The 22868-nt window shown below is 71.1% G+C and carries 5 protein-coding genes; all 5 read left to right on the top strand.

Annotated elements, in window-relative coordinates; all coding sequences use genetic code 11:
- The first annotated feature begins 45 nt into the window (after positions 1 to 45).
- The 5 genes from OEIGOIKO_RS02190 to OEIGOIKO_RS02210 are packed head-to-tail and all read left to right on the top strand — an operon-like array spanning position 46 to position 22782.
- On the top strand, positions 46 to 8793 hold the full coding sequence (locus tag OEIGOIKO_RS02190; RefSeq protein ID WP_125051305.1) for a non-ribosomal peptide synthetase: 8748 nt from the start codon (positions 46 to 48) through the stop codon (positions 8791 to 8793).
- Positions 8794 to 8808: 15 nt separating this feature from the next.
- Positions 8809 to 12054 carry a non-ribosomal peptide synthetase gene (locus OEIGOIKO_RS02195; protein ID WP_125051307.1) on the top strand — a complete coding sequence of 1082 codons (3246 nt, stop codon included), beginning with the start codon at positions 8809 to 8811 and terminating at the stop codon, positions 12052 to 12054.
- Positions 12051 to 20282, top strand: coding sequence for a type I polyketide synthase (locus tag OEIGOIKO_RS02200; protein WP_125051309.1), 8232 nt, complete (start codon positions 12051 to 12053; stop codon positions 20280 to 20282). Before OEIGOIKO_RS02195 ends, OEIGOIKO_RS02200 begins: the two co-directional genes overlap by 4 nt.
- A gap of 56 nt (positions 20283 to 20338) precedes the next feature.
- Entirely contained in the window at positions 20339 to 21109 is a 771-nt protein-coding gene (locus tag OEIGOIKO_RS02205; RefSeq protein ID WP_125051311.1) for a class I SAM-dependent methyltransferase, read from the top strand.
- Positions 21109 to 22782, top strand: a complete 1674-nt coding sequence (locus tag OEIGOIKO_RS02210) for an NAD(P)/FAD-dependent oxidoreductase (RefSeq protein WP_125051313.1) — start codon at positions 21109 to 21111, stop codon at positions 22780 to 22782. Before OEIGOIKO_RS02205 ends, OEIGOIKO_RS02210 begins: the two co-directional genes overlap by 1 nt.
- Positions 22783 to 22868 lie beyond the last annotated feature (86 nt).

The following is a 22868-nucleotide window of genomic DNA, read 5'->3' on the forward strand; positions in this document are numbered from 1 at the left end:
CGCGCCCGACCGAATCAGCTGATGAGCAATGGAGAGTCGCTTTCGATGAACGACGCCGATCTGGCGGGCACGGCCACGGCCGGATTCCGCCTTTCCCCACCGCAGCTCCACGCGTGGACCCACTCCGCCGCACGGTGGGCGCAGTGCCGCATTGCACTGGACAGTGCGATACCGCCCTCCGACGTCGCGCGCGCAGTCCGTACCGTCGTCGGGCGCCACGAGTCACTGCGTTCGCGTCTGGTACCGGTGCCCGGCCTTGCGGCCCCGCTGCAACTGGTGGACGACGCGAGTGAGCCGGAGTGGATCGAGGACCTTCTCCCGGACGGTGACACGGCCGGCGCGGCGGTCGTGCGGGCGGCCGAGGAGGACGCCCGCCGCCCGGAGGGCCGCGCGTTGCGCGCCCGTCTCCTGGCGGGCGCGGACCGGGCCGTGCTCGTCCTGACGGTCTCCGGTCTGTTCGCCGACCGCCGCTCCCTGTGCGTCCTGTTCACGGAACTGGCTGCCGAGCTCGGCGGCCGGCAGCAGGAGGACGAGGAACCGCTCCAGTACCTGGATGCGGCGGAATGGCTGCACGAGCAGGTCGCCGACGACACGGCGCGCCGACGGATGGACGACTGGCTCGGGCGGGAACTGCCCACCGCGCGCGAGGTCGCGCTGCCCTTCGAGCCCGGCGCGGGCACCGGCCCCGGTGCGGTGCGGGTTGTCCTCGACGCGGACCGGGTCGCGGCGGTGCGGGAGGCCGCGGCCCGGCTCGGCTGCTCGCCCACGGCCGTGGTCCTCGGCGCCTGGCAGGTGCTGCTGTGGCGGCTCACCGGCGACGACCAGATCGCCATGGCGCTCATTCCCACCTCCCGGGGCCTGGACGAACTCCAGGGCGTGGTGGGGAACTTCGAGAGTTCGGTGCCGCGTCTCGCCGCGATGGACGCCAGGGCGTCGTTCGCCGAGGTCGCCCGTGAGCTGGATGCGGCGCTGGCCGACGCCGAGGCGGAACAGTTCTCCTTCGACGGTACGCGGGCGGCCGAGCCGCCCCCGTACACCTGCGCCTCCACCGCACTGCCCGACCCCGTACGGGTCCGGGACGCCGTGCTGACCCTAGCGGACCTCAGCGTCGGACCGGTGGCGTCAGCCCTCCACCTCGACCTGGCCCACGGGTCCGGAGGTGTACTGCGGCTGAGCCTCCACCACGACTCACGCCAGGTCTCCCAGCGGCACGCCCAGCGCCTCGCCGAGCAGCTCGCCTCGCTTCTGCGCGCCATCGCGGCCACCCCCGAGGCACCGCTCGACGACCTCGGTCTGGCCGATGCCCAGGAGACCACGCGGGTCCTCACACACGGCCGCGGGGACCGCGCGCCGCGCCCGGCCCCCGAACTCGTGCACGCGCGCTTCGCTCGGTACGCCGCCAGCCAGCCCGACACACTCGCCGTGACCTGCGGTGGACAGCGGCTGACCTACCGGGGGGTCGAGACGGCCGCGAACCGGCTGGCGCACGCGCTGCGTGCGCACGGGGTCGGTCCCGATGTGCCGGCGGGTCTCGTGATCGAGCGCTCCACCGACTTCGTCGTCGCCCTGCTCGCCGTCCTCAAGGCGGGTGGCGCGTTCGTCCCCCTGGACCCGGCGCTGCCAGCCGTGCGTCTGGCCGGGATGATCGAGGACGCCCGCCCGGCGGCCGTCGTCACCCACCGCGGTCTGCTCACCCCCGGAACGGCGGACGGCATCCCGGTCATCGACCTGGACAACACCGTGGGACCAGCTAAATTCCCGGACACTCCACCCGAGGTGCCTGTGCACCCGGAGAATCTCGCGTATCTCGTCTTCACCTCCGGATCGACCGGCCGCCCCAAGGGTGTCGGTGTACCGCACCGCGCTATCCACAACTACACCGAGAGCGTCCTGGCCCGGCTCGTCCTGCCCGAGGCCGCCGTCCTGGGCACGCTGGCCACCACGGCGGCCGACCTGGGCCATACCGCGGTCTTCGGCGCCCTGGGCACCGGCCGGTCGCTCTTCCTCGCGGCCCCAGACGAGGTGCTGGCCCCCGACGCCCTCGTGCGCCGCTTCCGCGAACAGCCGGTCGACCTGCTGAAGATCGTCCCCTCGCATCTCGCCGCGCTGCTGGACGCGCCGGACGCGGCCGAACTGCTGCCCACTACCTGCCTCGTGCTCGGCGGCGAAGAGCTCACCGCACCCCTCGTCGAGCGCGTCCGTACGCTCCGCCCGGGACTGCGGGTGGTCAACCACTACGGTCCCACTGAGGCCGCCGTCGGTGCACTGACCGCCGTCGCCGGCGACGCCGACGGGTCGGTCCCCGTGGGGCTGCCGCTGGCCAACTACTGCGTCTATGTCCTCGACGCGCAACTGCGCCCCGTCTTGGAAGGCGCGCCCGGCGAGCTATACCTCGCGGGACGGAGCCTCGCCCGCGGCTACGCCGGACAGCCGGGAGCGACGGCCGAGCGCTTTCTGCCCGATCCCTTCGCCGGCGATCCGGGCTCCGTGATGTACCGCACCGGCGATGTCGTGCGGCAGCGGCCGGACGGCTCGGTGGTGTTCCTGGGCCGTGCGGACCGGCAGGTGAAGATCCGCGGCCACCGTGTGGAACTCGGTGAGATCGAGACGTTGCTGCGCCGCGCGGAGCGGGTGGCCGATGCCGCCGTAATGGTCCGCACCGACGGCGGAGACCCGTACCTGGCGGCGTACGTCGTCCCCCGGCGCGGCGCCCACTTGCGCACCGCCGATCTCACCGACCGGCTGCGTGCCCACCTGCCGGAGTACATGGTCCCGGGCGCCGTCGTCACGCTGCCCGCCCTGCCGCTCACCCCGAACGGCAAGGTCGACCGCCGGGCGTTGCCGGTGCCCGACCCCGACGCCTCGCGCGCCGAGAGCTACGTCGCGCCGCGTACCGAGACCGAGGTTCTCCTCGCCGAGCTGTGGAGGGGCATCCTCGGCTGCGAAAAGGTCGGCTTGCACGACGACTTCTTCCAGGCACTGGGCGGTAACTCACTCGGCGCCACCCGCGTCGTCGCCCGTGTACGGGCCGCCACCCGCGTCGGGCTCCAGGTCAGCACGCTGTTCGAGGCTCCCACGGTGGCGCGGCTGGCGGAGCTGATCGATGCCGCCCGCACCGACACCGCCGCCGGGGCGGACGCCGACGCCATCACGCCCGTTGAGCGCACCGGACCGCTGCCGCTGTCCTACGCGCAGCGCCGCCTGTGGGTGCTCTCCCAGGTGGACGGCGCCAACGCCGCTTACAACATCCCCGCCGCGCTGCGCCTGACGGGCGCGCTGGACGTCGCGGTCCTCGTCCGCGCGCTGCGCGAGGTCGTCCGCCGCCACGAGGCACTGCGGACGAACGTGGTAAGCGTGGACACCGTCCCGATGCAGATCGTCCGGGAGCCCTATGACCTGGACGTGCCAGTGACGGACGTAGCCGCGGTGGACGTGCTGCCCCTGGCCCTTGCCTTCGCGGCCCGCACGTTCGACCTGGAGCACGACCCGCTCCTACGCGCCGAGATCCTGCGCGTCGGCGACGCGGAACACGTCCTGTTGCTGTGCCTGCACCACATCGTCTCCGATGGCTGGTCGACCGCGGTGCTCTGGCGAGAGGTCGTGACACTGTACTCGGACTTCCGCGCCGGCCGGCCCGCCCGTCTTCCCGAACTCCCTGTTCAATATGCCGACTTCGCCTCCTGGCAAAACCGGCGTCTTGAAGGAGAGGAGATCCGCCCGCAGCTGGAGTACTGGATGGACCAGCTGCGTGACCTCCCGGCCCTGCTGGAACTGCCGACCGACCGGCCGCGGCCCGCCGTCCAGCAGGTGGCGGGCGCCACCGAACCGCTCACCCTCGACCGGGAGACCGCCGACGCGCTGCGCGCGCTGGCCGGCGAACGGCAGTCGACGATGTTCATGGCGCTGCTCGCCGCGTTCGACGTGCTACTGGCGCGCTACACTGGGCAGCAGGACATCGCGGTCGGCACGCCCGTCGCCAACCGCACCCGCGCCGAGGTGCAGGACCTCATCGGCTGTTTCTTCAATGCCCTAGTCATCCGCACCGACCTGTCCGGCGACCCCTCCTTCGACGAACTCCTCGCCCGGGTGCGGGAGACGACCCTGGCCGCGCAGGCTCACCAGGACTTGCCCTTCGAGCGCCTGGTCGAGGCCCTCAACCCGCCCCGTGACCCCGGGCACACCCCGCTGTTCCAGACCCTGTTCGTCTACCAGACCGAGCCCGGCGCCGGCCTGGTCATGGACGGCGTGGGCATTGAGCCACTGGCCCTGCCCGGCGCCGTCGCCAAGTACGACCTCACCCTCGACCTGCTCGACGGCGACGACGGCATCACCGGGCGCATCGAATACCGCACCGACCTCTTCGACGCCGAGACCATCCAGCGGCTGGCCGGCCACTACTCCGAGCTGCTGCGAGCGATCGTCCGCGACCCAGCGGCCAGGGTCGGTGAACTCGGATGCCTGACAGAGGCGGAGGAGGAGCTGCTGCTGACGCGTTGGAATGAGGACCATGTGTCCTACCCCGACACCCCGTTCGTGGCTGACGCCTTCGAGGCGCGGGTCGAGGAGTGCCCCGACACCACGGCACTGGTTTCCGGCGGCCGGGCCCTCACCTACGGCGAACTGGACGAAGCGGCGAACCGGTTGGCTCACGGGCTGCGCGCACGTGGCGTGGCCGAGGGTGCCCTCGTCGGCCTGTGGCTGGAGCGGTCGGCCGGAATGGTCGTCGCCCTGCTCGCGGTCCTCAAGGCGGGCGCCGCGTACGTACCGCTGGACCCGCACGCCCCCGCCGCAAGGGTCGCGTTCATGATCGAGGACGCGCGGCTGCGTCATGTGATCGCGCCCGGTAGCCGGGCCGCGGACCTGCCCGACGGCGTCGAGCTCGTCACCCCCGAGACGGACGCGACGGTGATTGCGGCTCCAGCCGGGGCGGCACCGGAGCGCACCACCACCCCGGAGCACCCCGCGTACGTAATCTACACCTCGGGTTCCACTGGCCGCCCCAAGGGCGTCGTCGTCGCCCACCGCAACCTGGCCTCCTTCTTCGCCGCCATGGACGACCGGTTCGGCGACCGCACGCCGGGCACCTGGCTGGCGGTGACGCACTACACCTTCGACATCTCCGTCCTGGAGCTGCTGTGGACCCTCACCCGCGGCTTCAAGGTCGTGCTCGCCGGCGAGGACCTGGTGCTCAGCGGCGCCCGGAAACCGGCCGCCACCCAGCCCGTCGACTTCAGCCTGTTCTACTTTGCCAGCGACGCCGGAGAGCGCGGCCGCAACAAGTACCGGCTACTGCTGGAGGGCGCCCGCTGGGCCGACGAGCATGGGTTCGCCGCCGTGTGGACGCCCGAGCGGCACTTCGGGACCTTCGGCGGGCTGTACCCGAACCCGACCGTCACTGCCGCGGCGCTGGCCGCCACCACCCGCCGCATTGACATTCGCACCGGCAGCCTCGTCCTGCCACTGCATCACCCCGTCCGGGTCGCCGAGGACTGGGCAATGATCGACAATCTCTCCGGCGGGCGGGTCGGGCTTTCCCTCGCCTCGGGCTGGCAGCCGCACGATTTCGCGCTCGCGCCGGAGAAGTTCGCCGACCGCAAGGACGTCATGTTCCGCGATCTCGACGTCGTCCGTAGGCTGTGGCGCGGCGAAGCGGTCCGCATGGCCTCGGGTACCGGCCAGGACATCGAAGTGCGCACCCTGCCACGCCCGGTACAGCCCGAACTGCCGGTGTGGATCACCGCGGCGGGAAACCCGGACACCTTCCGCCGGGCCGGTGCCCTCGGCGCCAACCTGCTCACCCACCTCCTCGGGCAGTCGGCCGAGGAACTCGCCGTGTCCGTCGAGGTCTACCGCACCGCCTGGCGGGATGCCGGGCACCCCGGCGAAGGCCATGTCACGCTGATGCTGCATACCTTCGTCTCCGACGCTGAGGACCACGTCCGGCGGACGGTCCGCGAACCGTTCAAGAACTACCTGCGCGAGTCGACTGAGCTGGTCCGGCCCGTCGCGCGCTCCCGCGGCCTGGAACTGGAGGACTTCGATGAGAGCGACCTCGACTCACTTCTCGACCACGCCTTCGATCGCTACTACGCCACCAGCGGCCTCTTCGGCACCCCCGAACAGTGTGCCGTCCTCGTCGACCGGCTGCGGGAGAGCGGGGTGGACGAGATCGCCTGCCTGATCGACTTCGGCGTGGGAACGGACGAGGCACTGGCGAGCCTCGAACACCTCGATGCGCTAAGGCAGTTGACCAATACTACGGCGGAGGGAGTGGGCCGGGAGGACCTCGCTGGTCTCATCGCCGCGCACGGTGTCACCCACCTCCAGTGCACCCCCTCTCTCGCGGCGCTGCTGGCCGCCGACGACGAGGCACGCGCCGCGCTGCGCGATCTCCGGTGGATGCTGATCGGCGGCGAGGCCCTGCCGCCCGCGCTGGCCGGCACGTTGTCCGCAGCCGTCGGAGGCCAGGTGCTGAACGTCTACGGTCCGACCGAGGCGACGATCTGGTCCACCAGCCACACGGTGACCGGCCCCGGCCACTCGATCGGCCGCCCGCTGCCCAACACCCGGGCCTACGTCCTGGACGAGCGTCTGCGCCCCGTGCCGGTCGGTGTCCCCGGCGAACTGTGCCTTGGGGGGGAAGGCGTGGCGAGTGGCTACCTGCACCGGCCCGAGCTCACCGCCGAGCGGTTCGTCACTGACCCGTACGCACCGGACGGGCCGGACGGGCCTGGGCGCATGTACCGCACGGGCGACATCGTGCGGTATCGGTCCGACGGCACCCTGGAGTTCATCGGCCGCCGCGACCATCAGGTCAAGGTACACGGCTTCCGGGTGGAGCTGGGCGAAGTGGAAGCGGTGCTCGCCGGCGCTCCGGGCGTGGCAATGTGCGCGGTCGTCGCGGACGACGACGGGCACGGCGGTATGCGCCTGGTGGCCCATGTCGTTCCGGAACGGGAATTCGACGTGGCTCGGGTGCGCGGCCACCTGGAGGCGCGACTGCCGCGCTACATGGTCCCCGCGCTCTTCGTCGAGCTCACCGCGATGCCGCTGCTGGCCAGCGGCAAGGTGGACCGCAAGGCCCTCCCCGCCTCCGGCACCGAGGGCGCGCGCGCCGAGTCCTACGTGGCGCCGCGGTCCCGGACCGAGCAGCGGCTCGCGGAGATCTGGGGCGAACTTCTGCGGTTGGAGCGCGTCGGCGTCGACGACAACTTCTTCGCCCTCGGCGGCGACTCGATCATCGCCATCCAGATGGTCTCGCGTGCCAAGCAGGCCGGAATGTCCTTGTCCGCTCGCGACCTCTTCCGGCACCAGACACTCGCCGGACTCGCCGCGGTCGCCAAGGAGGCCACCGGGCCGACCGCTGAGCAGGGGCTGGTGCTCGGCGAAGCGGGCCTGGCCCCCATCCAGCACTGGTTCTTCGAGCAGCAGCTCGCCGACGCGCACCATTACAACCAGGCCGTGCTCGTCGACGTCACCGCCGGAGCGCTCGACCTCGACCTGCTGGCCCGCGCCCGCGACGCCGTCGTACGCCACCACGACGCCCTGCGCAACCGATTCACCGACGGCCCGAACGGGCGCCGGCAGCGGACCAGCCCACCCGAAGAGCGGGGCGCCCCCGTCGAACACCTCGACCTGACCGACTGGGAGCCGTCCAACTGGGCCAAGGCCGTCGCGACCGTGCAGGACCGCGCCCAGCGGTCTCTCGACCTCACGGACGGGCCGCTACTGCGCATGGTCTACCTCGACTACGGCGGGCAGCGGGCGGACCAGCTCTACACCGTCATCCACCACACCGCCGTGGACGGCGTCTCCTGGCGCGTCCTCATGGAAGACCTCCAGCGCGCCTACGAGGCCCTGCGTGCCGGCCATGACGTCGGCCTTCCGCCGAAGACCACCTCGTACAAAGAATGGATCAGCCGGATCACCCAGCACGCCGACGCCGGGCCGACCCGGGCCGAACTCGACTACTGGGCAAGGCAGACCGAGCCCCCGGTCGTACCCCTGCCGCGGGACCACGACGGCGACAACACCGAGGCGGGCGCGCGCACCGTCCTCGCGGAGCTGACCCGCGAGGAGACCACGACGCTGGTGCGGGACGTGCACGCCACCCACCGGGCCGACGTGCACGAGGTGCTGCTGAGCGCCCTGGCCACGGCCTGCGCCCCGTGGACCGGCCCCGGCTCCCTGCTCGTCGACGTCGAGGGACACGGTCGCGAGGAGCTCTTCGACGACGTGGACATCTCGCGCACCATCGGCTGGTTCACGGCGATGTACCCGCTGCGCCTGGACGTGCCGCCAACCGGCGGGGCCGATGCCCTGCCCGCCGTGAAGGAGCAGGTCAGAAGCGTCCCCCGGCACGGCATCGGTTACGGACTGCTGCGCTACCTCAGCTCCGACGGAGCAGTGCGCGCCCGCCTGGGCGACGGCTGCCGAGCCGAGATCGTCTTCAACTACCTGGGACAGGCCGACGCCTCGCACGCGCCCCAGGCGCTCTTCACGCTCTCGGGCGACCCGGTCGGCGCCTCGCACGGCCCGGCACAGCACCGCAGGCACCTGCTGAACATCAACGCCATTGTCGCGGACGGGCGCCTGCGCGTCGAGTTCACCTACGGCGAGGCCGTGCACGACGCGCGGACGATCGAGGCCCTCGCGGCCCGGTTCACCGCGGCCGTCCGGCAGGCTCTCGACGACTGCCGGACGGGGCAGGTGCGGCTCGACCCGTCCGACTTCCCGGACATCGACCTCACGCAACAGGAGCTGGACGACCTCTTCGAGGAACTTGAGGGCTAGGAACCGAGGGACACGATGAACACCACCCGCGACATCGAGGCCATCTACCCGGCCTCTCCGCTCCAGCAGGCGATGCTGCTCAACTCCCAGCTCGCGCCGGGCAGCGGCGTCTACGTACTGCAGCTGTCCTTCGACATCCGCGGGCGCCTCGACACCGGGGCGCTGCGCGCCGCCTGGGACGACGTGATCACGCGGCATGCCGTACACCGCACCCTCTTCGCGCACATCGACCGCGACCAGCCCCTCCAGGTCGTGCGGCGCGACGTGGACCTCCCGTGGCGCGAGGAGGACTGGTCGGCCCTCCCGGCCCCGGAGCAGCGGGACCGTTTCGAATCCCTGCTGGCGGACGACCGCGCCACCGACTTCGACCCCGCGCGCGCACCGCTGATGCGGTGCGTCCTGATCCGGCTCGCCGACCGGTGCCACCGGTTTCTGTGGACGCGCCACCACGCGGTGTCCGACGGCTGGTCCATGCCGGTCGTCATGGCCGAGGTCCTCAACGGCTACCGGTGCCGCGTCGAGGGCGGGACGATGCCGCCCGGCCCGGCCACCCAGTACCGCGAGTACATAGCGTGGCTGCGCGACCAAGACGAGGCCGAGGCCGAGAAGTACTGGCGCGGCGCGCTCGCCGGCGTCCAGGGGCCCACCCCGCTGGGGGTCGGGCGTCCTCCGGTGGTCGGCTACCCGGCGCCCCGCACCGTCGCCAAGCGACGTGTCGCCCTCCCGACCCGAACCACTGCCGCCCTCCAGGCCGCGGCCAGACGCGAACGCCTCACCCTGAGCACGTACGCCCAAGGCGCCTGGGCGATCCTGTTACGCCGTTACGGAGGCGAACCGCACGTCATGTTCGGGATGATCGCGTCCGGGCGGCCGCCGTCCCTCCCGGGCGCGGAGGCCATGGTCGGCCCGTTCCTGAACACCCTGCCCGCACCGGTCCAAGTCGACGACGGGGCACCGGTCGCGGACTGGCTGCGGGCTCTCCAGTCCGCGCAGGTCGAGCGCGAGGAGTTCGGCTATGCCCCCCTCTCCCGGATCCGGCGCTGGGCCCAGCTGCCGGGTGACGTTCCGCTCTTCGAGTCGCTGGTGGCGTTCGAGAACTTCCCACTCGGCACCGAACTCAGTTCGAACCCCGGAACGTTCGAGGTCGAGAACGTCCACATGGCGGAGCAGACGAGCTTCCCCCTCACCCTCACCGTCGCCCCCGGTGACCCGATGACGGTGCAGATCGCCTACGACGAGGACCGGTTCGCCCCGGACACCGTCGCGCGGATGCTCGACCACTACGAGGTGATCCTCACCGTTCTCGCCGACGCACCCGGCAGGATCCGCGATCTGCCGGTCCTCACGGAGGACGAGCGACGGCGCGTGCTCGTCGACTGGAACACCGACGGGGGCACCGAAGGCAGCCAGGAGCCCGCCGACACGGGTGACATCCCCGCCGAACGGACCCCGCCACGCGGCGTGCACCAGCTGTTCGAGGCCCAGGCGGTGAGGACACCCGACGCGACGGCGCTGATCGTCGGCGAGGATCGGCTGACGTACCGGGAGCTGGACGCCCGCGCCGAGCACCTCGCGGCACGGCTGCGCCGGGCCGGCGTAACCCCCGGCGCGTTCGTGGGCGTCTGCCTGGACCGCGAAGCCGACCTGCCCGCGACGCTGCTGGCCACGCTGAAGGCGGGCGCCGCCTACGTACCGCTCGACCCGGCGTATCCGCTCTCGCGCATCGAGCAGATCCTCGGCGACGCCGAGCCGGTGGTCGTGCTCGCGCAGGAGACGACGCGCGAGGTGCTGGCCCGCTCCTCGGCCCGCCTGCTGCTGGTGGACGCGGACGGCAACCCCCAGGAGGCGGGTGTTCCGAGCGCTCCGGCCGGCACGCCGGTCCACGAACAGTCCGTCGCCCTGGTGATCTACACCTCAGGGTCGACGGGCCGACCCAAGGGCGTACGGATCACTCACGGGAACGTCGTCGCCCTGCTGACCTGGGCGCAGGGCGTCTTCTCGCGCGAGGAACTCGCGGGCACGCTCGCCTCCACCTCGATCTGTTTCGACCTTTCGGTGTTCGAACTCTTCCTGCCGCTGTCGGTGGGCGCCACCGTTATCCTCGCCGGCAACGCCCTCCTGCTGCCGTCGCTGCCGGCCCGGGAGAGCGTGACCCTGGTGAACACCGTCCCCTCCGCGATCGACACCCTGCTGCGCGTGGGTGAGCTGCCTTCCGGGGTGCGGGTGGTCAACCTCGCCGGGGAGCCGCTCCCGCGCGACCTGGCGGACCGGCTCTACGCGCGCGACGGCATCCGCAAGGTCTACGACCTGTACGGTCCGTCCGAGGACACGGTGTACTCGACGTTCGCCATTGTCCCCGAACACGGTGACAAACCGCTCATCGGGCGGGCCGTCGCTGGCTCCCGGGCGTATGTCCTCGACGACCACATGAACCCCGTGCCCGTCGGTATCGCGGGCGAGCTCTACCTCGGGGGTGAGGGCGTCGCCCAGGGCTACCACGCCCGGCCGTCGCTGACCGCTGAGCGCTTCGTCCCCGATCCGTACGGGTCACGGCCCGGCGGGCGGCTGTTTCGCACCGGAGACCTGGCGCGCTGGCACCCGCACGGTGAGTTGGAGTACCTCGGCCGCAACGACCGCCAGGTGAAGCTGCGCGGGTTCCGCATCGAGCTGGGTGAGATCGAAGCTGCGCTCCGCAGGCTTCCCGGCACACGCGAGGCCGTCGTGGTCGTCCACGAGGACCAGCCCGGTGCCAGGCGCCTGGTCGCCTACGTCGTGGCCGAGGGCGCCGCGGCCTTCGACGGCGGCGAGGCGGCACGGACGCTGCAGGCGACGCTTCCCGACTATATGGTCCCCGCGGCCTTCGTCGCCCTGCCCACTGTTCCGCTCACCCCCAACGGCAAGGTCGACTGGACGGCTCTCCCCTCCCCCGAACCGGCGCGGGCACGGCGCCCCCACCGCGCGCCGAGGACCGGGGCCGAGAAGACGATTGCGGCGATCTGGTCGGAGATCCTGGGCGTCGAACGGCCGGGTACGGATGAGGGCTTCTTCGACCTCGGCGGCGACTCCTTGCTGCTCGCCCGGGTCTTCGGCCGGGTGAAGGTCGCCTTCCCAGGCAAGGTCGTCATGACCGACCTCTACCAGCACCCCACCATCTCCGCCCTCGCCCGGCACCTCACTCAAGCAGAGAAAACACCGGCATTCGGCTCCGTACAGAGCCGACTCGACAGGCGCCGCGCGGCGCGGGACGGGGGAAAGCGATGAGCGACGAGCGCGCCATAGCCGTCGTCGGCCTGGGACTTCGGGCTCCCGGCGCCGCCGACCCCGAGGAATTCTGGCGGAACCTCCTGGCCGGGACCGAGTCCGTCTCCGCCCTCGATGACGACGATGTCGTCGCCGCACACGGCGATGCCACGGTGCTCGCCGATCCGGGTCTCGTCCGCGCTGGCGGAATCCTGGTCGGCATCGAGGAGTTCGACGCGGGCTATTTCGGCTTCACGCCCCGCGAGGCGGAGCTGATGGATCCGCAGCAGCGGTTCCTTCTCGAAGTGGCCGTGGAGGCCCTGGAGGACGCGGGCTGCGATCCGGCCCGCTGCAAGGACGCAATCGGCGTGTTCCTCGGCATCGGCCGCAGCGGATACTTCCTCCACCACCTGCTGCCCCGTACCGACCTGCTGGCCTCCTTCGCCCGGCAGATTTCGCTGTTCAACGACAAGGACTTCGCCGCCACCCAGGTCTCTCACCGCCTCGGCCTGACCGGGCCGAGTATGACTATCGGCACGGCGTGCTCGACCTCGCTAGTCTCGGTCCACCAGGCGTGCCGGAGCCTGTACGACTTCGAGTGTGATGTGGCGCTCGCCGGCGGGGCGACGATCAACGTCCTTCAGCGCGGCGGATACACGTACCAGGAAGGCGGCATCTTCTCCCCGGACGGACACTGTCGGCCCTTCGACGCCGACGCGCAGGGGACCGTGGGCGGCAGCGGCGTCGGACTCGTCGTACTGAAGCGCCTGTCGGACGCGGTGCAGGACGGGGACGCGATCCGTGCGGTGATCCGTGGTTCCGCGGTCAACAACGACGGCGCGGACAAGGTGGGTTTCACCGCGCCGAGCGTCCGGGGCCAGGCGAACGTGGTCTACGAGGCCCAGCAGTTGGCGGGCGTCTCCGCCGATTCGATCGGCTATGTGGAGGCACACGGTACCGGTACCCGGCTGGGGGATCCGATCGAGGTCGCGGCGCTGACGGAAGCGTTCGCCGCGTCCACGTCGCGCCGCGGGTTCTGCGCGCTGGGGTCGGTGAAGTCCAGTGTCGGGCATTTGGACAGCGCGGCGGGGATCGCGGGGTTCATCAAGGCGGTGCTGAGCGTCGAGCGGGGGCTGATTCCGCCGAGCCCGTATTTCCGGAAGCCGAATCCGGAGATCGATTTCTCCTCAGGACCGTTCTTCGTGAATGCGGAGGTACGGGAGTGGCCGGAGGCACCGGGCGGGGGCCCGCGGCGGGCCGGAGTCAGCTCGTTCGGCATGGGCGGGACCAATGTGCATGTGATCGTGGAGCAGCCGCCCGCGGTGGACGCGGATACAGAGCCTCCCGCGGAGCACGGCTGGGAGGTTCTGGTCACCTCGGGGAAGTCGGCGAAGGCACTGTCGGGGCAACGGGCGCGGCTGGCCGAGCACCTGCGGCGGGAACCCGCACAGCCGCTTTCGGACGCGGCGTTCACCTTGCAGACGGGGCGGGGACAGTTTGAGCACCGGGCCGCGGCCGTGGTCCGTACCGCCGGGGACGGAGCGACGGCCTTCGGCCCGGGACACGGCGTGCTGACCGGGGTGGCGGGCGCCGACGTTCCGGTGGCCTTCCTGTTCGCCGGCCAGGGGTCGCAGTTCCCGGGAATGGGGCAGGAACTCCATGAACGCGAAGAGGTGTTCAGGGAGGTCTTCGGGCAGTGCGCGCGGGTCGCGGCGGACGAACTGGGTGAGGACCTCGGCTCCCTGGTCTACGGGGATACTGCTGAGGCGGCGGAACGACTGCGGGAAACCCGCGTGCAGCAGCCGGCGTTGTTCGCCGTGCAGGTGGCGATGGCCGAGCAGTGGCGTGCCTGGGGCGTGGAGCCCTGCGCGATGCTCGGGCACAGCCTTGGCGAGTACGTGGCGGCTACGGTGGCGGGGGTGTGGTCGCTGCCGGACGCGGTGCGACTGGTCAGCGCACGCGGCGAGCTGATGCAACGTCAGGCGCGCGGAGGCATGCTGGTCGTGTCGCTGGGTGAAGAGGAGGCCAAGCGGCTCGCCGTGGCCGAAGGGTGCGTGGTCGCGGCGGTGAACTCGCCCGGTCAGGTGGTGTTGTCCGGCACGCAGGAAGCGATCGACCGTGCGGCGAGTGTGCTGGCCGAGCGGGGCGTGCGGCACCGTCGGCTGGTGACATCGCACGCGTTCCACTCGCCGCTGATGGAGCCGATGCTGGCCGAGTTCGAAGCGCGCCTCGCCGGTGTGGAGATGACGGCGCCGCGGATTCCGTTCCTGTCGAACGTCACGGGCGAGTGGATCACTGCGGAGCAGGCGGTCAGTCCTGCGTACTGGGCGGGGCATGTGCGCGCCGCCGTGCGGTTCTCCGACGGCGCGGCCCGGCTGCTGGCGGACGAGCCGGAGGCGCTGCTGTTGGAGGTCGGCCCCGGCACGGCCGCCAGCGCGCTCGTCGGTGCCCAGGAGCACGCCCGAGAACGCGTCGTGGTCGCCTCGATGCGGCACGCGATGGACGCCCGAAGCGATGGGCAAGCGACTCGGGAGGCACTGGCCCGGCTATGGGTGAACGGCGCCGCGGTCGACTGGACGGCCCTGTACCACGGCCGTACCCCGCGTCGTGTGCCCTTGCCGACGTACGCCTTCGACACCCAACGGCACTGGATCGAGCGGAAGCCGGAAGGCGCCGCGGCCCGCACCGCCCGTCTCTTCCGGCCGGTCTTCCGGCCGGCACCGCTGCCCGCCCAGGCCACGGCCCTGGTCGGTGAGCGCTGGCTCGTCTTCACCGACGAGAGCGGCATCGGCGCCCGCTGGACCGCCCGCCTGCGGGAACTCGGCGCGCACGTCGTCTCGGTGGCGGCCGGCAGCTCATACGCCCGGACCGAGCGGGACGCGTTCCGCATCCGGCCGGAGGCTCCTGAGGACTTCGACACGCTAGTCGGCGCCCTGCAAACACCCCCTGACGCCCAGGAGACGTCCGAAGCAGCGGGCGTCTGGAACATCCTGTATCTCTGGGCCATCGACACCGCGGCCGACGTCGACCAGGCCCGGGTGGTCGCCCTCGACGCACCCGTCCACCTCGCCCGCGCCCTCGGCCTGCACCGGTCGGACCACCCCACGCGTCTCGCCGTGATCACCCGCGATCTCGCCCGCGTGGACGGACGGGAGCAGGACGACCGTACGGCGACGCCGCCCACCCGCGCCCTGGTCCTCGGCCCGGTCAAGACCCTGCCGTTGGAATATCCGTCACTGACCGCCGCCGCCCTCGACTTCGAGGACGCCGAAGCCGACGTCCGCCCGGCCGTCGACGAGTTGGCCGCCTCCCTGCCCGATGCCTTCGTCGCGTACCGGGGCGGAATCCGCCATGCCGAGCGCGTCGAGAGCACGGCGTCGCCGAAAGTGCCGGACCGCGCGCAGGAAGGCACGCACCAGCCCGGCAGGAGCCTGCGGCCACAGGGGGTCTATCTGATCACCGGCGGCCTGGGCGGCATCGGTCGCGCGGTGGCGGCCTGGCTGGCGCGCACCTACGCGGCACGTCTGGTGCTCACCGCCCGGACCCCGCTTCCCCCGCGCGAGCAGTGGGCAGCTCTTGAAGACGACCCTGCCGCCGATGCCGAGGTGCGGCACCGAGTAGGGGCGGTCCGCGAACTGGAGGCCGCCGGCGCCGAGGTGCACGTCGAGGCATTCGACGTGGCCGACCCCGTGGCTCTCGGCGAGGCCGTCACACGAGCGGAGAGCCAATTCGGGCCGATCGAGGGCGTCATTCACGCGGCCGGCGTGGCGGGCGGCGGGCTCGCCCAGTTCCAGCAGGCCGAGGCGATGCGACGGGTGCTGGCCCCCAAGGTCGACGGGACGCTCGCCCTGACGTCCGTCTTCCGCGACCGTTCACTGGAGTTCTTTGCCGTCTTCTCCTCCACCGGCGCGCTGCTGGGCAGCCTCGGCCAGGTCGACTACTGTGCGGCGAACGCGTTCCTCGACGCGTGGGCGGAGTCCGCCGATGCCCCAGAGCACGCAGTGGCCATCGCCTGGGACACCTGGCGGGGCGTGGGCATGGCCTCGGCCGAGCGGCTCCCCACTGCGGTGCTAGAGGCCCACGCCCACCACGAGCCGTCCGGCTTCACCGCGGCGGACGCGCTCGCTGCCATCGAGCCGGCGCTCTTCGGCGGCCACCCGCGCGTCGTCGTCTCCACCGAGAGCCTGCCCGGCCGTCTAGAGCGCGGTACGAAGCGCCATCGGAACCGGCAGCCAGAGCAGGCGGCGGAAGCGGCCGCCGCGCCCGAGGCCCAGTCGCGCACGGATATCGAGAACACCCTCATCGACATCTGGCGGAACCTCTTCGGGCGGGCGCAGATCGACACTCACGCCAACTTCTTCGAATTGGGCGGGGACTCCCTCCTCCTCATCGAAGCTGGACGGCAGATCAAGGAACGGCTGCACGCCTCCCTCTCCGTGGCGGACCTGTTCAGCTACCCGACGATCGCCCGGCTCGCGGGGCATCTCGCACCCGCCCCGGCCGCGCCGCAGCGCGCCGGGGCCCCGGTAACGGCGGTCCGCGGCACGGCGGACGACGACGCCGTCGCCGTCATCGGCATGTCCGCCCGGTTCCCCGGGGCACGGACCGTCGAGGATTTCTGGGATAACCTCGTCAACGGCGTTGAGTCGCTCGTCCCCACCGCCGAGCCCCCCGAGTCCGCGGCAGGCATCGGCAGCCGCTACGTACCGGTGGCCGGCACCCCGGACGGCGTCGACCTCTTCGACCCCGCGTTCTTCGGGTTCACCCCGCGCGAGGCGGAGCTCATGGACCCGCAGCAGCGGCTGCTGCTCATGTGCGCGCACGAGGCGCTGGAGGACTCCGGGTACGCGCCGCACGAGCAACCGGGCCAGGTCGCTGTCTACACCGGGGTCTCGATGAGCAGCTACCTGCTCAACAACCTCGTCCCACACCGCAGCGGGGAGCGGATCGACCCGACGCTCGTGGGGCTGGGCAACGACAAGGATTTCGCCAGCTCGATGATCTCCTACCGGCTCAACCTGCGCGGCCCGAGCGTCAGCGTCAGCACGGCGTGCTCGACCTCGCTCGTCGCCATCGCACACGCCTGCCGCACGCTGAGCTCGGGCGAGTGCGACATGGCTCTCGCCGGCGGCGCGAAGGTACGCGCACCGGAACGCAGCGGTTACTGGCACCAGGAGGGCGGCATCCTCTCCCCCGACGGGCACTGCCGCCCCTTCGACGCAGACGCGCGCGGGACCGTGTTCTCCAGCGGCGCCGGCATGGTGGTGCTGAAGCGTCTGTCGGACGCGTTGCGGGACGGGGACAGGGTCCGCGCGGTGATCCGCGGGTCGGCGGTCAACAACGACGGCGCGGACAAGGTGGGTTTCACCGCGCCGAGCGTACGCGGCCAGGCGGACGTGATCGCCGAAGCGCAGCGGCTGGCGGGCGTCCCGGCCGATTCCATCGGCTATGTGGAGGCACACGGTACCGGTACCCGGCTGGGGGATCCGATTGAGGTCGCAGCGTTGGCGGAGGCGTTCGCCGCGTCCACGTCGCGCCGCGGGTTCTGCGCGCTGGGGTCAGTGAAGTCCAATGTGGGGCACCTGGATAGCGCGGCAGGGATCGCGGGGTTCATCAAGGCGGTGCTGAGCGTCGAGCGCGGAGTGATCCCGCCGAGCCTGCACTTTCGGAAGCCGAACCCGGAGATCGACTTCGCGTCCGGGCCGTTCTTCGTGAACGCCGAGGCCCGGCAGTGGCCGGGGACGCCGGGGGAAGAGCCGCGGCGGGCTGGGGTCAGCTCTTTCGGGATGGGCGGCACCAACGCGCATGTGATCGTGGAACAGCCACCGGTGCCGGACACAGAGTCGTCCGGACCGGACGAGGACGGCTGGCAGGCGCTGATCACCTCCGCGAAGTCGGCGGCGGCGCTGTCTGGTCAGCGGACGCGCCTGGCAGGTCACCTGGACCGTGCTCCCGAACAGCTACTGCCCGACGTGGCGTTCACCCTGCAGACGGGACGAGGGCAGTACGAACACCGGGCCGCAGCCGTGGTACGCACCGCCACCGAAGGCGCTCAGGTCTTCGCCGACGGGGACGGTCTGCTGACCGGGGTGGCGGGCACCAACGCCCCGGTGGCGTACGTCTTCGCCGGGCAGGGATCCCAATACCCGGGGATGGGCCGGAAATTGTATGAGCGCGAGAACGTTTTTCGCGAGGTCGTCGAGCAATGCGCGGAGGTGGCGAAGGAAGAGCTGGGCGAGGACCTGTGCACCCTGCTGTACGAGGAGCCCGAGGACGAGTCCGCGACGCGACTGGCGCAGACGCGGTTGCAGCAGCCGGCGCTGTTCGCCATGCAAGTGGCGATGGCGAAGCAATGGCGTGCCTGGGGCGTGGAGCCCTGCGCGATGCTCGGGCACAGCCTGGGCGAGTACGTGGCGGCGACTGTGGCGGGAGTGTGGTCGCTGCCGGACGCGGTGCGACTGGTCTGCGCACGCGGGGAGCTGATGCAACGTCAACAACGGGGCTCGATGCTGGCCGTGCCCCTCAACGAGAAAGAGGCCGCGAGACTCGCCGACGCCGAGGGGTGTGTGGTAGCGGCGGTGAACTCACCGCACCAGGCGGCGCTTTCGGGCCCAGAGGAAGCGATCGACCGTGCGGCAGGTGTGCTGGCCGAGCGCGGCGTGCGGCACCGTCGGCTGGCGACCTCGCACGCGTTCCACTCGCCGCTGATGGCACCGATGCTGGCGGAATTCGAGGAGCGCCTCGTCCGCGTCGAGAGCAAGCCACCGGCCGTTCCGTTCCTCTCGAACATCACCGGCGAGTGGATCACGGCGGAGCAGGCGACCAGTCCCGCCTACTGGGCAGAGCACGTACGGGCCACCGTGCGGTTCTCCGACGGCGCGGCCCGGCTGCTGGCGGACGAGCCGGAGGCACTGCTGCTGGAGGTCGGCCCCGGCACCGCGGCCGGCGCACTCGTCGGAGAGCAGCCGCAGGCCCGGGAGCGCGTACTGATCGCCTCGATGCGGCACCGGAAGGATGTGCGCGACGATGCCCAGGCCGCCCGGGAGGCGCTGGCCCGGCTGTGGGTGAACGGCGCCCGGGTGAACTGGCCGGCGCTGCATAAGGGCCGTGCTCCCCGCCGTGTCCCCCTCCCCACGTACGCCTTCGACACCCGGCGCTACTGGATCGAGGCGCCCGGACGCCCCACCGCCTCGGCCGACCCCCAGCCGGCGCCCCGGTCCACGACGGCACCACCTGCGCAGCCGCGGACCACGAAGGCGTACCCACGCCCGGACCTGAGCACCGCGTACGCGACGCCCCGCTCGGAGACCGAGACGCGCATCGTCTCGGCGCTCGAAGCGGCGTTGGGGGTGAGCCCGGTCGGCATCCACGACGACTTCTTCGAGTTGGGGGGAAGCTCGCTGCTCGCCCTGCAAGTCGTCGCCCGGGCCGGTGCGGACTTCGGAGTGGACCTTCCCGGCCACGCCGTGCTGGACGCGCCGACCGCGGCACGGCTCGCCGAACTGGTCGACGCCGCGCCGGCCCCCGGCCGGCCGGCAGCGGTGGACGGCCCCCGTTCCCTAGTCCTCCTCAACCGTGGTGACGACAGCAGGACACCGCTCTTCCTCCTACACCCCGTCGGCGGCAGCGTCTACCTCTACCGGGAACTGGCCCACCGCCTACCCTCGGAGCGGCCCGTCTACGGCTTCGAGTCCGCAGGCCTGGCCGCGGGCACCGCACCGCTGCGCACCGTCGAGGAGATGGCCGTCCGGTACCTGTTGGAGCTACGCGCGACGCGGCCGACCGGCCCCTACGCCCTGGGGGGCTCCTCCTTCGGCGGCCTGGTCGCGCTGGAGATGGCCCAGCGGCTGACGGCCGCTGGTGAGGACGTGCGCCTGCTGACCCTGTTCGACACGCCAGGCCCCGGACAGATGCCCCCCACGGGCCAACCGGAGGCGGACCTCTCGGCATTCGTACCGGAGGTCGCGGAGGATACGACCATTGCCTATGTCCGCCGGGTCAGCGACGTCTACCGGGCCAACGAGGAGGCTCTTCATGCCTACCGGCCCCGCCCCTACCCCGGTTCGATCCTCTACTTCCTGGCCGAGGAACGCCGGGAGGTGATCGATCCGGAGCGTCCGGACTCGGCCTGGGTGCCGTTGGCACGCGGTGGTCTGACGACGCACCGCGTCCCCGGGAACCACGTGACGATGCTGGCGCCGGAGCACGTTGCGCCGCTCGCCCGGATCGTCGCGGACCAACTCCCCTGAATCCCGAACCCCCTGTCATCACCCATTCTTCGCGTACGTCGAGAAAGAGGAGCGCTATGGAATTGACCAAGGAAGTCCACGAAGGGCAGTCGGCGTACACGCGATGGGGGCTCACCTACTACCGGTTCTTCGTCCTCGGCTTCAGCAACCGCCTCGGCTGGCGCTGCTCGACGCCCCGGCTGCTGCGGTCGTACAACATGCATGTGTCGGCCAACCACCTGGACGTCGGGGTGGGCACCGGCTACTACGTGGCGAACTGCCGCTACCCGAGCGACAGCCCGCGACTGGCGCTGATGGACGTCAACGAAAACAGCCTTGCCTACTCCGCGGACGCGGCCCGCGCACACCGTCCGGTGACGTATCGGCGGAACGTGCTGGAGCCGATCACCGGCGTCACGGATAAGTTCGACTCCATCGGTATGACCTACCTGCTTCACTGCCTGCCCGGCACCATCGCGGAGAAGAGCGTCGTCTTCGACCACCTCGCGCCGCTGCTGAAGCAGGACGGTGTGCTGTTCGGCGCGACGGTGGTGGCGGACGGCCGGCACAACGCGATCGCCCGGTGGCTGCAGCGGTCCTACAACGAACGCGGCCACTTCCACAACGCGTCGGACACGCTGCGGGGCCTCGAAGACGCCCTGCGCGGCCGCTTCCAGGAGGTCGGCATCGAGCGCGTGGGATCGGTAGCGGTCTTCCAGGCCCGCAAGCCGACCGTCACGACCGCTGCCACCGGCGCCACGGCATTGGCGCGGACCCCGCACAAAGAACACCCCACCGACACGGCACAGTCCGTGCCCGCGGCACAGCCCACGAACGGAGACAAGTGATGAACGTTAACGCGGACTCGAGCGGCGACCTCGCCTGCGACGTCCTGATCATTGGTGCCGGGCTGGCCGGCGGCACGCTCGCGCGCCAACTGCGCCTGAAGCACGCCGATCTCGACATCATCGTGATCGACAAGGTCACCGAGTTCCCGCCGGGCCTGGACGAGTCGTCGGGCGAGGAGTTCACCAACTACGCCAACCGCGTCCTGAAGATGGGCCCGTACCTGCGCAAGCACCACCATGTGTGTTCCGGCACGCGTTTCTTCTTCGATTCGCCCGAGAGGGACCTACCGATCGAGCGGATGTCCGAGATCGGGGGTCGGCGCCCCCACCCGATCCCCACCTATCTGATCGACCGGCCGGTCGTGGAACGCGACCTGTGCGAGATGAACCGCGCCGCCGGGGTCCGGGTCCTGCTGGGCACCACCGTGCTGAACTGCGGCCCGGACGAGTCACCAGCCGAGGCCATCACCCTGGACGGTGAGCACGGGCACACCGTGCGGACCTCCGCGGGCGTCATCCACTGCACCTGGCTCGTGGACGCCGCCGGCGAGGCGTCACCCGTCGCTCGCATGCTCGACCTCGTCCCCGAGGAGGACCGCAACCCCATCGCGGCGAGCTGGGGGCGCTTCGAGGGCTACCGGTCCCTGGACGAGCTGGGGGATGACGCTTGGCGGCAGCGCGTTCCCCACTGGGGCCGCGCGTCCTCGATGACGTATTTCATGTATCGCGGGTACTGGATATGGCTGCTGCCGCTGTCCGAATCGCAGTGCAGCATCGGTGTGGTCTTCGACCGGCGCCACACCGAACCGTCCGTCGGAACGGGCGAGGAACTGCTGGCCTTCCTGTGCGAGCATCGCGCGCTGCGGGACATCCTTGGGCCGGAACCCGTGGTGCGCTCCTTCGGCACACGGAGCCAGCTCGCCCGCCTGGCAACCCAGCAATTCTCCGAGCAGCGGTGGTTCCTGACCGGCAACGCGGGCACCGTACTCGACCCCATGTTCGCCACCTCTTCCTGGCTCTTCACGGAGAACAACAAGCTCATCGGCGAGTTCATTAAGGCCGACCACGCCGGGAAGAAATCCGACCTCCCGGCCTACGTCCACCACTACGACATCCGCGTGCGCAGCCGTTACGAGAAGCTGCTCAACACGACGGGCCACTATGTCTTCCGAGGCTCCTTCGACGCCTGGGCGGCCTGGGTGGCACTGCGCAACCGCGTCTACTACAACCGCATCGTCCCGGACGCGCTGGAGGACCACCGCATTCTGCTCAAGTTCTCCCGCACCCACGGCACGGACTGCTCCTGTGACGCCACGGTCATGGGCGGAAAACTGTCCCGTCTGCTGAAGTGGGCTGACCGTCTCACCGAGGAATTCATCGAACTGATCGACCGCGACGGACAGTTCTCTGCCCGCAACGCGGACACCTATCTCGACTCCGCCGAGTTCGACCAGGACGAGACCCTGATGGCAAAGGTGTACGAGCCACGGGACTGGACGCTGGAGGGACCGGCGGACGAGCGCAGCTATCAGATCTTCTGCCGCACGCTGGTCCGGCGGCTTGTCGAGATGGCGGGCGGGGACTGGGACGAGGAGAGGTTCCAGCGCGTGTTCAACCCGGACTGGGACGGGCACCAGCCACTGGAGGAGATGCTCAAGGGCGTCCTGGGATGACCTGGCCGGCCCGGTGACCGGCCGGGAAGCGGGCGGGACGGGAAACAGCCCCCGCTTCGCTCCAGCGACCCGGCCGCTGCATCGGA

Origin of the sequence: Streptomyces paromomycinus, assembly GCF_003865155.1 — a bacterium.
In the GTDB taxonomy this organism is placed as follows: domain Bacteria; phylum Actinomycetota; class Actinomycetes; order Streptomycetales; family Streptomycetaceae; genus Streptomyces; species Streptomyces chrestomyceticus.